Annotated in this window: 13 protein-coding genes and 1 tRNA gene; 8 read left to right on the top strand and 6 right to left on the bottom strand. The window is 68.8% G+C overall.

The window, feature by feature from the left end; genetic code table 11:
• Positions 1–21: 21 nt before the first annotated feature.
• The 4 genes from PYV00_RS19030 to PYV00_RS19015 all read left to right on the top strand — a co-directional run bounded on the left by PYV00_RS19030 (position 22) and on the right by PYV00_RS19015 (position 4,896).
• Complete coding sequence (locus PYV00_RS19030; protein ID WP_275229879.1) at positions 22–2,733, top strand: bifunctional [glutamine synthetase] adenylyltransferase/[glutamine synthetase]-adenylyl-L-tyrosine phosphorylase; 2,712 nt, start codon at positions 22–24, stop codon at positions 2,731–2,733.
• Entirely contained in the window at positions 2,730–3,203 is a 474-nt protein-coding gene (locus PYV00_RS19025) for a peroxiredoxin (RefSeq protein WP_275229878.1), read from the top strand. The genes PYV00_RS19030 and PYV00_RS19025 overlap by 4 nt, the downstream gene beginning before the upstream one ends.
• Complete coding sequence (locus PYV00_RS19020) at positions 3,203–3,997, top strand: ferritin-like domain-containing protein (RefSeq protein WP_275229877.1); 795 nt, start codon at positions 3,203–3,205, stop codon at positions 3,995–3,997. Before PYV00_RS19025 ends, PYV00_RS19020 begins: the two co-directional genes overlap by 1 nt.
• A gap of 236 nt (positions 3,998–4,233) precedes the next feature.
• Positions 4,234–4,896 (top strand): M23 family metallopeptidase, encoded by a 663-nt coding sequence (locus PYV00_RS19015; RefSeq protein WP_275229876.1) that lies wholly within the window; start codon positions 4,234–4,236, stop codon positions 4,894–4,896.
• Between the two features lie 138 nt (positions 4,897–5,034).
• Here the strand turns inward: PYV00_RS19015 and PYV00_RS19010 are convergent, their stop codons facing one another.
• Together PYV00_RS19010 and PYV00_RS19005 are read right to left on the bottom strand one after the other, a co-directional pair.
• Positions 5,035–5,736 (bottom strand): Crp/Fnr family transcriptional regulator, encoded by a 702-nt coding sequence (locus PYV00_RS19010; RefSeq protein WP_275229875.1) that lies wholly within the window; start codon positions 5,734–5,736, stop codon positions 5,035–5,037.
• A 99-nt stretch (positions 5,737–5,835) separates the two neighbouring features.
• Positions 5,836–6,723 carry a LysR family transcriptional regulator gene (locus PYV00_RS19005; RefSeq protein WP_275229874.1) on the bottom strand — a complete coding sequence of 296 codons (888 nt, stop codon included), beginning with the start codon at positions 6,721–6,723 and terminating at the stop codon, positions 5,836–5,838.
• Positions 6,724–6,846: 123 nt separating this feature from the next.
• Here PYV00_RS19005 and PYV00_RS19000 point away from each other — a divergent pair, with 123 nt between their 5' ends.
• A complete protein-coding gene (locus PYV00_RS19000; protein ID WP_275229873.1) occupies positions 6,847–7,857 on the top strand; it encodes an NAD(P)H-binding protein in 1,011 nt (336 codons plus the stop codon).
• A gap of 62 nt (positions 7,858–7,919) precedes the next feature.
• On the opposite strand, the gene PYV00_RS18995 is transcribed toward PYV00_RS19000, so the two are convergent.
• Both PYV00_RS18995 and PYV00_RS18990 read right to left on the bottom strand, forming a co-directional pair.
• Positions 7,920–8,004: transfer RNA gene (locus tag PYV00_RS18995), tRNA-Leu, on the bottom strand.
• Positions 8,005–8,220: 216 nt separating this feature from the next.
• Complete coding sequence (locus PYV00_RS18990; protein ID WP_275229872.1) at positions 8,221–8,502, bottom strand: integration host factor subunit beta; 282 nt, start codon at positions 8,500–8,502, stop codon at positions 8,221–8,223.
• 265 nt (positions 8,503–8,767) lie between these two features.
• On the opposite strand from PYV00_RS18990, the gene PYV00_RS18985 reads away from it, so the two are divergent.
• The 3 genes from PYV00_RS18985 to PYV00_RS18975 are packed head-to-tail and all read left to right on the top strand — an operon-like array spanning position 8,768 to position 13,150.
• Positions 8,768–10,402 carry a peptide MFS transporter gene (locus tag PYV00_RS18985; RefSeq protein WP_275229870.1) on the top strand — a complete coding sequence of 545 codons (1,635 nt, stop codon included), beginning with the start codon at positions 8,768–8,770 and terminating at the stop codon, positions 10,400–10,402.
• 55 nt (positions 10,403–10,457) lie between these two features.
• Positions 10,458–11,840, top strand: coding sequence for an amidohydrolase (locus PYV00_RS18980; protein ID WP_275229869.1), 1,383 nt, complete (start codon positions 10,458–10,460; stop codon positions 11,838–11,840).
• Positions 11,837–13,150 carry an amidohydrolase gene (locus PYV00_RS18975; protein ID WP_275229868.1) on the top strand — a complete coding sequence of 438 codons (1,314 nt, stop codon included), beginning with the start codon at positions 11,837–11,839 and terminating at the stop codon, positions 13,148–13,150. Before PYV00_RS18980 ends, PYV00_RS18975 begins: the two co-directional genes overlap by 4 nt.
• Before the next feature lie 45 nt (positions 13,151–13,195).
• Here the strand turns inward: PYV00_RS18975 and PYV00_RS18970 are convergent, their stop codons facing one another.
• Together PYV00_RS18970 and dxs are read right to left on the bottom strand one after the other, a co-directional pair.
• On the bottom strand, positions 13,196–13,594 hold the full coding sequence (locus PYV00_RS18970; protein ID WP_275229867.1) for a hypothetical protein: 399 nt from the start codon (positions 13,592–13,594) through the stop codon (positions 13,196–13,198).
• A gap of 37 nt (positions 13,595–13,631) precedes the next feature.
• Complete coding sequence (gene dxs / locus PYV00_RS18965; RefSeq protein WP_275229866.1) at positions 13,632–15,566, bottom strand: 1-deoxy-D-xylulose-5-phosphate synthase; 1,935 nt, start codon at positions 15,564–15,566, stop codon at positions 13,632–13,634.
• Positions 15,567–15,658: the final 92 nt, after the last annotated feature.

Raw genomic sequence — 15,658 nt, 5'->3', positions numbered from 1 at the left:
CGCCGGCGGCAGGGAGGCGCGATGGACGGTGACTGGTCAGGAGCGATCGAACGGGCCCGCGCGCACGCGCCATTCCTGGCGGGCGCCCTGGCGCGCCTGCCCGATCTGGCCGCGCTTCTCGCGGCGGGCGAGGGGCAGGCGGTGCTGGACCGGGCGAAAGCGGCCGGGCAAGGCGCGCCCGACGTGGCGACGGCGCTGCGGCGCGAGAAGCTGGCGCTGGCGCTGGCGCTGGCCATCGGCGATCTGGCCGGGGCCTTCCCGCTGCTCACCGTCACGGGCGCGCTTTCCGCCTTCGCCGACCGCGCGCTCGACGCCGCGATCGGCGATGCCATCCGCCGCCGCGCGCCCGATGCCGAGCCGGCCGGCTTCCTCGCGCTCGCGCTGGGCAAGCATGGCGCGAACGAGCTGAACTACAGCTCCGACATCGATCCGATCCTGCTTTACGATCCGGCCACCCTGCCGCGCCGCGAGCGGGACGAGCCGGGCGAGGCGGCGCAGCGCATGGCGCGCGGCGTGGTCGAGACGCTGGCGAGCGTCACCGCCGAAGGCTATGTCTTCCGTGTCGACCTGCGGCTGCGGCCCGCCTCCGAAGTGAGCCCGCTGGCGATCTCGATCGACGCGGCGCTGACCCATTACGAATCCTCGGCGCTGGCGTGGGAGCGCGCCGCCTTCATCCGCGCGCGCGCCTGCGCGGGCGACGTGGCGGCGGGCGAGGCGTTCCTGGCCGCGATCCGCCCGTTCATCTGGCGCAAGAGCCTCGATTTCGGGGCGATTGCCGAGATCGGCCGGCTGACCGCGCAGATCCGCGCCAATACCAAGGGCAGCGCCACGGTCGGCCCCGGCTTCGATCTCAAGAAAGGGCGCGGCGGCATTCGCGAGGTCGAATTCTATGCCCAGACGCACCAGTTGATCCATGGCGGGCGCGATCCCTCGCTGCGGCTGCGCGGCACGCGCGCCACGCTTGACGCGCTGGCCGCCGCCGGCCTGATCCCCGCCGAGGAAGCGCGGCTGCTGGGCGAAAGCTATGACCGGCTGCGCACGATCGAGCACCGGCTGCAGATGGTGTTCGATCGGCAGACCCACAGCCTGCCGGCCAGCCCCGAGGCGCTCGACAGTGTCGCGCGGCTCGATGGCCTGGTCGATGGCGCCGCGCTGGTCGCGGAACTGACCGCGATCACCGATGCGGTGGGCGAACGCTACGACGCGCTGATCGCGGCGGCATCGCCCGCGACGGGGTCCGGCCGGCCCCAGGCGCTGGCCGGCACCAGCCTGGCCGAAGAGCTGGAGCGGCTCGGCTTCGAGGAGCCGCAAGCGCTCGCCGCGCGGATCGCCGCGTGGGAAAGCGGCCGGATGCGCGCGCTGCGCAGCGATGCGGCGCGCAATGCCTTCGCGGCGATTCGCGGCGACCTGCTCGCGGCCTTCGCCGCCGCGCCCGAGCCGGAGCGCGCGCTGGGCCGGTGGGAGCAATTGCTCAACAACCTGCCCAGCGCGATCAACCTGTTCCGCCTGCTGGAAGCGCGGCCGGCGCTGCTGGAACAGCTTGCGCGCATCCTCTCGCTGGCCCCGCCGCTGGCCGATGCGCTGGCGCGCCGGGCCGACCTGCTCGATCCGCTGATCGATGCCAGCGCGTTCGATCTGCCGGGCGATGTGCCAACGCTGGTCGCCCGGCTCTCGCGGTGCGAGCCGGGCGACGATTACGAGCAAGTGCTGGACCGGGTGCGCCGCAAGGTGGGCGAGATGCGCTTCGCGCTGGGCGTCCAGCTGATCGAGGGGACGCGTGATCCGCTGGAGATCGGCGCGGGCCTTGCCCGCATCGCCGAAGCGGCGATCCGCGTGCTGGCCGATGCCGCCACCGTGCCGTTCCGCGAGGCGCATGGCGTGATCGTGGAAAGCGAACTGGTCATCCTCGGGCTGGGCCGGATGGGCGGCGGGGTGCTGACCCATGCCTCGGATCTCGATCTGGTGTTCCTGTTCACCGGCGCCTTCGCCGCCGAATCGGACGGGCGCCGCCCGCTTGGCGCCACGCTCTATTACAACCGGCTGGGCCAGCGGGTGATCGCCGCGCTTTCGGTGCCCACGGCCGAAGGCGCGCTGTATGAAGTCGATACCCGGCTGCGGCCCTCGGGCGATCAGGGGCCGCCGGCGGCCAGCTTCGAGAGCTTCGCGCGCTACCAGCATGAGCAGGCGTGGACCTGGGAGCACATGGCCTTGTGCCGCGCGCGGCCGCTCTATGGCTCCGGCCCGGCTTGCCAGGCCTTGCAGGCGATCGTCTGCGATGTGCTGCGCGCCCCGCGCGACGCGGCCCGGCTGCGCGCGGACGTGCTGGAAATGCGCGCGACGATGGCCGCGCACAAGGCGCCCAAGGGCCCGCTCGACGTGAAGCTGGCGCGCGGCGGGCTGGTCGATCTGGAATTCCTCGTCCATTACACGCAGCTCCGCACGGGCGAGGGGCTGTTCGCCGATCTGCGCCGCGCCGCGGCCACGCTGGCCGAACGCGGGTTGCTGCCCCTGGCGCTGGTCGCCGCGCACGAGGAACTGGCGCGCTTTCTGGTCGCGGCGCGGCTGCTGGCGCCCGATGGCGCCGAACCGCCGCCCGGTCCGCGCGCCGCGCTTGCCAAGGCTTGCGGATACGGCGATTGGAACGCGGTGCTGGCCGGGCTGGCCGCCGCGCGAAAGACGGTGGCGCAGGCCTGGGCAGCGACGTTCGACGAACAACTGGAGGTGACAGCATGAGCAACCGTCCCGGCGCAGGCGAGGCGATGCCCGATATCGCGATGGAAATGCCCGATGGCGGCACGGTCCGCCCGTCCGACTTCCGCGGGCGAAAGCTCGTCATCTTCTTCTATCCCAAGGACGATACGCCCGGCTGCACCACCGAGAACAAGGACTTCACCGCGCTGAAGCCCGCCTTCGACGCGGCCGGCATCGCCCTGCTGGGCGTGAGCAAGGACGCGCCCGCCAAGCACGCAAAGTTCATCGCCAAGCATGAACTGGCCGCGCCGCTCGCCAGCGATGCGGCCGAAGGCGGCCTGTCCGACGCGCTCGGCATCTGGACCGAGAAGCAGAACTATGGCCGCACCTACATGGGCATGGTGCGCACCACCTATCTGGTCGCGCCAGACGGCACGATCGCGCGGGTGTGGGACAAGGTGAAGGTCAAGGGCCACGCCGAAGCCGTGCTGGAGGCGGCGAAAGCGCTCTGATGGCGCGCACCGTCGCCGCCGCGATCCGGGGCGCGCTGCTCGCGGGGGAGCCGCGCGACAAGGTCATGGCGGCGCGGGCGGTGGCGCGCGACTGGCGGCTGGGCCGGCTCGTCTTCGCGTTCGACGTGGCGATGCCGCCTGCGCCGGCCCGGCCCGCGCGGCCCGAACTGCTGGCGCCCAGCCGGATGCCCAAGCGCGGGCGCGGCCAGTCGCCGCGCGGCCGCATCGCGCTGTTCCACGCGCTGGCGCATATCGAATTCGTCGCGATCGACCTCGCGCTCGACATGGCGGGGCGATTCGGCGCCGCCATGGGCGAGGGCTTCGTGGCCGATTTCCTGTCCGTCGCCGCTGACGAGGCGATGCACTTCGCGCTGCTGGACCGGCACTTGCGCGCGCTGGGCAGCCATTATGGCGAACTGCCCGCGCATTCGGGTCTGTGGGACGCGGCCGACGAGACGCGCGATGATGTCGCCGCGCGCCTTGCGGTAGTGCCGATGGTGCTGGAAGCGCGCGGGCTCGATGTCACGCCGATGACGCTGGAACGCGTGCGCGCGGGCGGCGACGAGACCGGCGCGCGCATCCTCGAACGAATCCTTGACGATGAAATCCGCCACGTGCGTTTCGGCGCAAATCACTTCGCCGCGGTTGCGCTGCAACGCGGCGAAACGGCCGGCGAACTGTGGAAAGCGCTGGTATCTCGCCATTTTCGCGGGGGTCTGAAGCCGCCGTTCAACGACTCAGCGCGTCAGGCAGCCGGTTTATCGCGCGATCTCTACGCGGCACTTGCTTGTTAAATTCTGGTCGGCATAGCTCACCGCCAGCGAGACGGCGGGGGGTTCCGACCATCTCCAATAAAAGCCTCAGGTGCCGCCCGGCGATGCCATGAGACCGATGAACAAACGCTGATCGCCACAGCGATTCAGCGAATGATAAGGTATTGCGAGTGGTCGTAACGAATTTTTTCGCCAAGTTCCGCGCAACAACCGGGGTTCTGGCAGCCGGGTTCTCCTTCGTGATCGTGAATCCGGCCATGGCCAACAGCAGCGCGAATGCCGATATCGCCGCTCCGCTGCGCGCCGCCCAGGCCGCCAACCAGTCAGTAACCGGCGGCGAGGACGAACAGTTCCGCAAACTCTTCAACAGCTGGCAGAATTTTGAGGATACCGGCGTTCCGGCGCTAGCCGCCGTCGCCGAAGCGGCGGGCCAGTCGGGCCTGACCACGGCCGCCCGCGCCGCCTCGCGGATTGCGAACACCTCGGTCTCGATCCCCTCGCGCACGCCGCTTGAAGGGCTCACGCTGACCAGCTCGTTCGGTATGCGCGTCCATCCCGTGATCGGCGGGGTTCGCGCGCACAAGGGCGTCGATCTTGCCGCCCCCGTCGGCACGCCGATCTATGCGACCGCCGATGGCATGGTCAGCAAGGCGTCGTGGTTCGGCGGCTACGGCCTGTTCGTCTCGCTCGAGCATGGCGGCGAGCTTGAAACCCGCTACGGCCACATGTCGCGGCTGAACGTCGCCGAAGGCCAGCGCGTCCACAAGGGTGAGATCATCGGCTTCGTCGGCACCACGGGCCGCTCGACCGGCCCGCACCTGCATTACGAAGTCCGCGTCCACGGTGAAGCGGTCAACCCCATCCCCTACATGCAGGCCGATCGCCTCGCGGTCGCCTCAGACGGCGCCAAGGGCGGCTGAGCCCCCGCAGGCGCGAAGCCGATAAGCCAGGCGCTCCGGCGCCGGCTTCCCAACGAGTTGGAGAGGAGGAAAGGGCGGCCACCGTGCCGCCTTTTCTGATTCGGTAGTTCCGGTCGCGCTGCGCCGCGCCGTCCGCGATCAGCCCGCCTCGGCGACGAGCCGTTCGTGATCCAGGATCGTCACTTCGCGGCGCGATGGCAGGTCGATCACGCCTTCGTTCTTCAGTCGGGTGAACTGGCGGCTCACCGTCTCGATCGTCAGCCCCAGCACATCGGCGATCTGCTGGCGCGAGAAAGGCAGCGTGATGATCCGGCGCGAGGGATCGGCGGTATCGGGCCGGCAGCCCGCGCCGCTCAGCCGCTCGACCAGTTCGAGCAGGAAGCTGGCCAGCTTCTCCCCGGCCGACTTGCGGCCCAGCAGCAGCATCCAGCGCCGCGTGCGATCCAGTTCGCCCAGCGTGCGTTCAAGCAGCTTGTGCTCCAGCGCCGGATGATCCCGCGCGAAGGCATCGAAATCGCCCCGGCTGAACACGCAGACTTTCGCATCGGTCAGCGCGATGACGCCGTGCCCGCTGGTCCCGCCGAAAGGCCGGCCGATGAAATCGGATGGATAGACCACGCCGACGATCTGCTCGCGCCCGTCCTCGGTATTGGTCGAAAGCTTGAGCACGCCGTCGATCACATTGGCGACGAGCACCGAATCCTCGCCTTCCCAGATCAGCGATTCGCCGGCCTGCAAGCTGCGGGTGCGGCCGATCGCGTTGAGCGCGAGCAGCTCCTTGCTATCGAGCGCGGCACAGATGGCGCGGTTCCGCACAACGCAAAGGTCACAACTCGACATCAGGCCGCGATATCAGTGCCCAGACGGGGCCTCAAGAGGCAGGTGCGCTGCACATGCCCGGCCCTGTGGATGCGCGCTGTGACGCATGGCGGCGCCCGGTCAGCGCGCGAAAGCGGTCATTTCGTCCACCAGCCAGTCGAACACGGCGCGCACCTTGGGCGCGCGCCGCAGATCGTCATGCACGACGATCCAGGTTTCCAGCGTGGCGAAATCGCGTTCGGGCAGCACCGCGACCAGGGCCGGATCGCAATCGGCGACGCCGCGCTGGATCACGCCGATCCCCAGCCCCGCGCGAATGGCGGCAAGGTGGGCGACATGGCTGTCGCTGCGCAGCACGAACCGCGTGCCTGCCAGCGTGGGATGGAACGCCGCTATCAGCCGCGCGTCATAGGCCGAGCGATCCGGCCCGATCAGGTCATGCGCCGCCAGATCCTCCACGCCGGCGGGAAGCCCGCGCCGGGCGGCATAGCTTCGCGCCGCATAGAAGCCCAGGCGGATCGCGCCGATCTTGCGCGCCACCAGTCCGTCCCCGTGGGGCGGATACATCCTCACGGCGATATCGGCCTCCTGCCGGGCCAGGTCGATCGCGGCATTGCTGGGCGCCAGCTCGATGCAGACCGCCGGGTGGCGCGCACGCAGGCGCGCCAGCATGGGTGGCAGCACCACCGCGCCGACGAATTCCGACACGCTGACGCGCACCGCGCCGGCAATCGCCCCCGGCGTGCCAGAAGCCGCGCGCAGCACCGCTTGGGAGGCGGTCTGCATGGCGCCCACATGCGCCGCCATGGCGCGCGCGCTTTCGGTGGGCGTCAGCCCGGCGGCCGATCGCGTGAAAAGCACGGCGTCCAGCCTGCGCTCCAGCGTATCGATGCGGCTGCGCAGCGTCGGTTGCGACAGACCCAGCCGCCGCGCGGCGGCCGAGAGGCTGCCCACTTCGATCACGGCCCAGAATGCCTGCAATTCGTCCCATGTTGGCGCGTTACTCATAAAAATCTTATGAGCTGCTGGAAGATTTATGGCAATTTTTTTCCAATGGCTTCGCTGCCACACCGTCTTCCGTGCCCCGGGCGGCGAATGGTCCCGCCCCGCGCCGCGCAAGGAGAACGGACAATGCAAACCACAGCGGAAACGACAGCAAGACGCGCGCTCGTCCTGGGCGCGACAGGCGGCATTGGCGGGGCGGTAGCCCAGGCGCTCGCGCTTCACGGCTGGCAGGTGCGCGCGCTGGTGCGCGATCCGGGCAAGGCGCGCACCATGCCCGGCATCGAATGGATACAGGGCGACGCGATGGTGCGTGCCGAGGTGGTGGAAGCGGCCGCCGATACCCACGCGATCGTCCATGCGGTGAACCCGCCGGGCTATCGGAACTGGGAAAAGCTCGTCCTGCCGATGATCGACAACACGATCGCCGCGGCCCGCGCCGCCGGCGGCGCGCGGATCGTGCTGCCCGGAACGATCTACAATTTCGATCCGGCGGCCACGCCGCTGATCGACGAGCGATCGGCGCAAAGGCCGCGGACCCGCAAGGGCAGGATTCGCGTGACGCTGGAGAACCGGTTGCTGGCGGCATCGGCCGATGCGCCGGTGCTGATCGTCCGGGCCGGCGATTTCTTCGGCCCCGATTGCCGCAACAGCTGGTTCGGCCAGGCCATGGTGAAGCCCGGCGTGCCGGTCCGCCGCATCGTCAACCCGGGCAAGGGCACGGGCCATGGCTGGGCCTATCTTCCCGATCTGGCCGAGACGATCGTCTGCCTGCTGGCGATGGAGGATCGCCTGCGGCCATTCGAACGGGTGCAGTTCGAAGGGATCTGGGATGCCGGCGGGACGATGATGGCCGATGCGATCCGCCGCGTGACGCATCAGCCGGACTTGCCCGAGGCCGCGTTCCCCTGGTGGCTGATGCGCCTGCTGGCCCCGTTCGGCGGCTTTCCCCGCGAAGTGATCGAGATCGAGGAATACTGGCGCCATCCCGTCCGCCTCGACAACACCCGGCTCCTCGCCCTGCTGGATGAAGAGCCTCGCACCCCGCTCGATACCGCTATCGCCGCCACGCTGGCCGGGCTGGGCTGCCTGCCCTCCACTCGTCTGCGCACGCCCCGGTTGCGCGAAGCGGCGGCCTGATCGGATCGGCCCCGCCCGCCGGGCGGCCTTGCGCCGCCCGGCGTCCGAGCGCCAGCAGGCCATGGTGCGGACGGCGGGACTCGAACCCGCACTGGGAACCCCAAGCGGATTTTAAGTCCGCTGCGTCTACCATTCCGCCACGTCCGCGTGGCCGCTTAGGGCCTGTTCGGAAATGCGCGGAAGAGCGCATTTCGCTGCGGCACCAGCCCACGCCCCCACCCGGCCTCCCACAGAGTACCATTCCGATGGGAGGCCGGGTGGGGGCGTGGGCTGGTGCCGCTATGCGCCGAAGGCGCATTGCCAAACAAACTTCAAGCGATCTGCCAGATCGCCGGGGTCGCGGCAACCGCGGAGCGCGGCATTTCAGCTTACGTTGAGGCGGATGCGCATTTCCTTGCCGGGCTTGAAATAGGGGACGCGCTTTTCCGGCACTTCCACGCTTTCGCCGGTGCGCGGGTTGCGGCCCTTGCGACCGTCGCGATGGCGAGTGGAGAACGCGCCGAAGCCACGCAGTTCCACCCGGCCGCCGGCGGCGAGGCGTTCGGCGATCTCGTCAAAGAAGGTATCGACCGCCCGCTCGACATCCTCGGCACGCAATTCGGGGTTTTCCCGCGCGAGCGCCTGAAGCAGTTCCGACCGGATCATTCCGCTGTCCCCATAGACTGTTCGCCCAACGAATCCGGCGATTCGCCCACCGATTCAGTGCGAACGTGCCAGTATCGCGATTAAGACGCAATGGCCTTGCGCTGGCCCGCCGGGCCACTGTCCGACGCGTCCGCGCGGCCTTTTTGCGCCGCTGGTGGAGCGTTTGCGCGGCGGATGCCAATCCCCTTCCGTCCGGGGCGATTGATCGCTAACCTGCCCAACCTTCAGGCACCGGCATGGGCGACAAAAGGGACGACGAGGGCGCATGAAGGATATCGGATTGTGGAACGAGGGGGACTGGGTCGCCGCGATCGGTGCCGTGGCGCTGTTCGCCGTCCTTGCCATCGGCGGGGTGATCGCCTCGCGCCGGAGCGAGGAAGTGGTCGGCCATCCGCGCGGGCTGTTCGTCCTGTTCTACGCCGAAATGTGGGAGCGCTTCTCCTATTACGGGATGCGCGCGCTGCTGATTCTGTACCTGACCAAGCACTGGCTGTTCGATGACGGCAAGGCGAACCTGATCTATGGCGCCTATACCAGCCTGGTCTATATCACCCCGGTGCTTGGCGGCTATCTGGCCGACCGCTATCTCGGCCAGCGCAAGGCGGTGGTGTTCGGCGGCATCCTGCTGGCTTTCGGCCATGCGCTGATGGCGGTGGAAGGCAACGGCGGGCAGGGGGACGCGACGATCAACGTGTTCTGGCTGGCGCTGGCCTTCATCATTGTCGGCTCGGGCTTCCTCAAGGCCAATATCTCGGTGATCGTCGGCCAGCTCTACAAGCTCACCGACGAGCGGCGCGACGGCGCCTATTCGATCTTCTACATGGGCATCAACTCGGGCGCGGCGCTGGGCACGATCCTGGTCGGCTATCTCGGCGAGACGATCGGCTGGGGCTATGGCTTCGGCCTGGCCGGCATCGGCATGGTGCTGGGCCTGATCATCTTCGTGATCGGCAAGCCCTCGCTCCGGGGCCAGGGCGAGCCGCCGGTGCCGCTGGCCCGCAACCGCGAGATGGTGCTCTATGGCGTCGGCGTCGCCGCCGTCGTCGCGCTGTGGCTGCTGATCCAGTTCCAGGCGGTCGTCGGCTCGCTGCTGCTCGTCGCCGCGCTGGCGCTTCTGGGCTACATGCTGTTCGAGGCGTTCCGTATGCCGAAAGAACCGCGCGAGCGCATTTTCGCGATCATTTTCCTGCTGGCGTTCCAGCCGGTGTTCTGGGGCCTGTTCGAGCAGGCGGGTGGCTCGCTCTCGCTGTTCACCGATCGCTTCGTCGATCGCGGCGGAGTGCCGACCTCGCTGTTCCAGTCGATCAACCCGATCTTCATCGTCACGTTCGCGCCGCTGCTTGCCTGGCTCTGGCGCGTGCTCGGGCGCAAGGGGATCGAGCCTTCGGCCCCGGCCAAGTTCGGCTATGGGCTGGTGCTTGTGGGCCTCGGCTTCGTCTCGCTGGTGCTGGGCGATACCGCCGCGGGCGAGACCGCCAAGGTCGGCGCGTTCTACATCTTCCTGATCTACTGGCTGCACACGCTGGGCGAGCTGTGCCTTTCGCCGGTGGGCCTCAGCGCGATGAACCGGCTTGCGCCCCGGCATCTGGCCAGCTTCATCATGGGTGCGTGGTTCTTCGCGACGGCGGGCGGCAATTTCGTCGCCGGGCTGATCGGCCAGGCCACTGGCGGCGAGGGCGGCGAGATGACGCGCGAGCGGACGGTCGAGGTCTATGGCACGATCGGCTGGTGGGTCATGGGCATCGGCCTGCTGGTGATCCTGGTCGCGCCGCTGGTCAAACGCTGGATGCATCTCGATACGCTGGCAGACCGCGACGTGACCGATGACTTGCTGGGCCAGGAGGAAGCCGGGCTGGAAGCGCAGGAAGCGGGCTTGCATCCGGCGGTCAAGCCGCAATAACCGGACAGGAAAACGAACCGGCCGCCTGCGCCGGGCGAATACGGGGGTATCACGAATGAGGGCAGTACCCGGATTGGGGCGGTGGAGCGCCACGGTGCTCACCGGCATCGCGCTGGCCGCCTGCGCGACGACGAGTGGGGCGAAATCGGCCAAGTCGGCCGGCGCGGCGGCGGAAAATCCCTATCCTTCCACGTACAAGCCCTATCCCGGGGCGCCCACCGCGCTGGTCGGCGCGACCGTGTTCGATGGCGCGGGCAAGCGCTATGACAATGGCGTCGTGCTGATCGCCGATGGCAAGGTGGTGGCCGCCGGCGGCCCCGAGCTGGCCATTCCCGATGGCTATGCCAGGATCGACGCGGCCGGCAAGTTCGTCACCCCCGGCGTGATCGACGTGCATTCGCACCTGGGCGATTACCCCTCGCCGGGCGTCGAGGCCAATTCGGACGGCAACGAGGCGACCAGCCCGACCACGCCCGATGTCTGGGCCGAGCACAGCGTCTGGCCGCAGGACCCCGGCTTCAGCCGTGCGCTGGCGAACGGCGGCGTCACCTCGCTACAGATCCTGCCCGGCTCGGCCAACCTGATGGGTGGCCGCTCGGTCACGCTCAAGAACGTGCCGAGCCGCACGGTGCAGGGGATGAAGTTTCCCGGCGCGCCTTATTCGCTGAAGATGGCCTGCGGCGAGAATCCCAAGCGCGTCTATGGCGAAAAGGGGCAGAAACCTTCGACCCGGATGGGCAATTTCGCGGTCAACCGGCAGACCTGGCTCGATGCCAAGAAATATGCCGGGGGTGATCGGGCCGAGCGGGATCTGGCCAAGGAGACGCTGGCCGGTGTGCTCGATGGCAAGATCCTGGTCCAGAACCACTGCTACCGCGCCGACGAGATGGCGCTGGTGCTCGATATGGCCAAGGAGATGGGCTACAAGGTCACAGCCTTCCACCACGCGGTGGAAGCCTACAAGATCGCCGATCTGCTCAAGGCCAGCAATGTCTGTGCCGCCGTCTGGGCCGATTGGTATGGCTTCAAGATGGAAGCCTATGATGCCATTCCCGAAAATGCCGCGCTGATCCACCGCGCGGGCGCCTGCGTCATCATCCATTCGGATGACGAGAATGGCATCCAGCGGCTCAACCAGGAAGCGGCCAAGGCGCAGGCCGACGGCCGCCGCGTCGGCATCGACATTCCCGATGAACAAGTGGTGGCATGGTTCACGCTCAACCCGGCCAGGGCCATGGGCATCGACAAGCAGACCGGCAGCCTGGAGAAAGGCAAGATGGCCGATGTCGTGCTGTGGAACGGCAGCCCGCTCTCGGTCTATTCGCGGCCCGAGAAAGTCTGGATCGATGGCGCGCTGCTGTATGACGCGCTCGATCGCAAGCGCCGCCCGGTCAGCGATTTCGAGCTGGGCCAGCCCGGTGAAGGAGACGTGAAATGAAGCGCGCGGCTCTCATGCTCGCGGCTCTGGCCGCGCTGGTCCCGGCGGGCGCCGCCACGGCGCAGGACTTCGCCATCACGGGCGCCACGGTGGCGATCGGCGACGGCAGCGAGCCGGTGGCGAACGGCACGGTGGTGGTGCGCGCCGGCAAGATCGTTGCCGCCGGCGCGGGCGTCGCGGTTCCGCCGGGCGTGCAGGTGCTGGACGGCAGCGGCATGTGGGTGACGCCCGGCCTCTTCGCCGCCTTCTCCGACATGGGCCTCTATGACGTGCAGGCGGTAGGCGAAAGCGATGACCGTTCGGCCGATACGTCGCCGTTCAACGCCGCGCTGGATGTGACCCCGGCGATCAATCCGGCGGCGCAGGACATCGCCGTCAGCCGCGAAGGCGGTGTGACGCGCGCCAGCGTGACGCCGTTCAACGGCAGCTCGATCTTCGCCGGGCAAGGCGCGATCATCGATCTGGGCGCCGATGCCAATGCCGTCACCGTGCCGCACGCCTTCCAGCTCGTCGATCTGAGCGAAGGCGGGGCCCGGCTGGCCGGCGGCAGCCGCGTCGCCGCCTATGTCGTGCTGCACAACGCTTTGCGCGAGGCGCGCGATGTCGCGGCGATGGGCCCGGCGTCGGACCGCAAGGCCGATGCCATGCTGACGCGTGCCGATGCCGCCGCGCTGGGGCCGGTGATCGAGGGCCGCCAGCCGCTCTACGTCGGGGTGGAGCGCGCGGTTGATATCCGCTCGGTGCTGGCGCTGAAGCGCGAGTTTCCCAAGCTTGATCTCGTGCTGGTCGGCGCCACCGAGGGCTGGCTGGTGGCGGGCGAGATCGCCGCCGCCGGCGTGCCGGTGATCGCGACGGCGCTGAATGACCTGCCGTCCTCGTTCGAAAAGCTCGCCGCCACGCAATCGAACATCGGGCGGATGAAGCGGGCCGGTGTCACGGTCGCCATCGGGATGCTCGCGGGCAGCAACCAGCCGCGCTACGCGCCGCAGCAGGCGGGCAACCTGGTGGCGCTGGCCAAGCTGCCCGGCGCGGCCGGCCTCACCTGGGGCGAAGCGCTGGCGGCGATCACTTCGATCCCGGCCAGGATCAGCGGCCTGGGCGGCACCGCCGGGATCAAGGCGGGCGTGCTCGCGCCCGGCGCGGTGGGCGATGTGGTGATCTGGGACGGCGATCCTCTCGAAGTCTCCTCGGCCCCGCGCCGCGTCTTCATCGACGGGGTGGAGCAGCCGCTCGACAACCACCAGAGCCGCCTGAAGCAGCGCTATCACGATCTGGATGAAAGCGTGCTGCCCAAGGCTTACGACTGGTGAGGCGCGGGCGGCCCCGCGCCGCCCGGTTTCGCCAGGGTCAGGATACTAAAGGCGCGAGACCACGAAGTTGGCCGCATAGGAGCGCGTGCCCGCGCGTGCGAGGCAGGCGACGACCGAGATGCGGTCGTTGGCGTGGAACACCTCGCACGTCCCGGTGGCCGGGGCGGTTTCGCCCGCGCGCGGCCGGACCGAGCGAACGATCATGCGATCGCCGGCCATCTCGCCCTGGAACCTTATCGTCGAGCCCCAGCTTCTCTGCCGGAAATCGAGCGTTCCCGTGTTTCCGTCACGCACGATCTCCAGCGTGTCGCACAAGGCGAGCACGGTTCCGTCCCGATGTTCCTGCACCTCGGCGCTGTATTCGCAGCGGCCGTTCAGTTGCAGGCGAGCGTCGCCCGTGGCGGCAAGGGAGGCAAGAAGGGCGGCCAGGGCGATCGCGAACATGGGCTTTTCCTTGCGGGGCGTGCGCCGTGGCCGGGCGTCAGGCCCGCGCCTCGCTCACTCCGGCGCTGTTGTGGCGCAGGGCCTTCAGCACCGTATCGACGATCTGCGGGGCGTTGAGGCCGGCTTCGTCGTATTGCTTTTCGGGCTTGTCCTGATCCTGGAACACGTCGGGAAGGCGCATGGTGCGGATGCGCGGGCCATGATCGGTCAACCCCTCGTCGCTCGCCATGGTCAGGACATGGGCGCCCAGGCCGCCGATCGAGCCTTCCTCGATCGTCACGATGACTTCGTGGCTCAGCATCAGCTTGCGGATCAGGTCGGTGTCGAGCGGCTTGGCGAAGCGCATGTCGGCCACCGTGGTCGCCAGGCCCCTGGCTTCCAGCGCGTCCGCCGCCTTGAGCGCTTCGGCCAGCCGCGTGCCGAGCGAGAGCAGCGCAACCTTGCCGGCGCCCTTTTCGCTGGCGCGCACGATGCGGCCCTTGCCGATGGCCAGCCGCTCGGGCACCGCGGGCATGGCCACGCCCGTGCCGTTGCCGCGCGGATAGCGAAAGGCGATCGGGCCGGTATCGTGCCGCGCGGCGGTGTGGACCATGTGCACCAGCTCGGCCTCGTCGGCGGCGGCCATCACGACGAAATTGGGCAGGGTGGCCAGATAAGTCACGTCGAACGATCCGGCGTGCGTCGCGCCGTCGGCGCCGACCAGCCCGGCGCGGTCGATGGCGAAGCGCACCGGCAGGTTCTGGATCGCCACGTCATGCACCACCTGATCGAAGGCGCGCTGCAGGAAGGTGGAATAGATCGCGCAGAACGGGCGCATCCCCTGCGCCGCGAGCCCGGCCGCGAAAGTCACCGCGTGCTGCTCGGCAATGCCGACGTCGAAGGCGCGCGACGGGAAGGTCTGCTGGAACTTGTCCAGCCCGGTGCCCGAAGGCATCGCGGCGGTGATCGCGCAGATTCGCTCGTCCGTCTGCGCCTCGGCGAGCAGGGCCTGGGCGAAGACGTTGGTATAGCTCGGCGGGCCGCCTGCGCTTTTCACCTGCTCGCCAGTGATCACGTCGAACTTCTGGACGCCATGGTACTTGTCGGCGCTCTGCTCGGCGGGGGCATAGCCCTTGCCCTTCTGGGTGACGACGTGGATCAGGCACGGGCCCTCGGCCGCGTCGCGCACGTTTTCCAGCACGGGCACGAGCTGGTCCAGGTTGTGCCCGTCGATCGGGCCGACATAGTAGAAGCCCAGTTCCTCGAACAGCGTTCCGCCCATCGCCATGCCGCGCGCGAACTCGTCGGTCTTCTTGGCGGCGCGGTGCAGCGGCTCGGGCAGGCGGCGCGACAGCCGCTTGGCGAATTCGCGGATGTTGAGGAACGGCTGCGAGGAAACCAGCTTGGCCAGATAGGCCGAAAGCCCGCCCACCGGCCGCGCGATCGACATGTCGTTGTCGTTGAGGATGACGATGAGCCGGCTGCCCGCCTCGCGCGCGTTGTTCATCGCCTCATAGGCCATGCCCGCGCTCATCGCGCCGTCGCCGATCACGGCGATGCCGCGCCCCGGCTGGCCGGTCAGCTTGTTGGCCACCGCGAAGCCCAATGCGGCGGAAATCGAGGTGGAGCTGTGCGCCGCGCCGAACGGATCGTATTCGCTCTCGCTGCGCTTGGTGAAGCCGGACAGGCCGCCGCCCTGGCGCAAGGTGCGAATCCGTTCGCGCCGCCCGGTCAGGATCTTGTGCGGATAGGCCTGGTGGCCGACGTCCCACACCAGCCGGTCCTCGGGCGTGTTGAACACGTAATGGATCGCCACGGTCAGCTCGACCACGCCCAGACCCGATCCTAGGTGCCCCCCGGTCTGCCCCACAGCCGCGATGGTTTCGGTGCGAAGCTCGTCCGCGAGCTGGCGCAACTGCGAAGGGTCCAGCTTGCGCAGGTCCCTGGGATCATGCACCTTGTCGAGGAGCGGGGTGGCCGGTTCGCCTGTCATGAGCTGGTTGTACACGCCTGCTATTCTGGTGTCGAATTTCCCAGCCCGCAATATGATGGCCGCCGGGCAATTGACAGAAAAAACATGAGGAT

Source organism: Novosphingobium album (ex Liu et al. 2023), from assembly GCF_029076845.1.
Classification (GTDB): Bacteria; Pseudomonadota; Alphaproteobacteria; order Sphingomonadales; family Sphingomonadaceae; genus Novosphingobium.
Note: the sequence above shows the minus strand (reverse complement) of the source record. Positions and strands in the feature narration are given on the sequence as shown.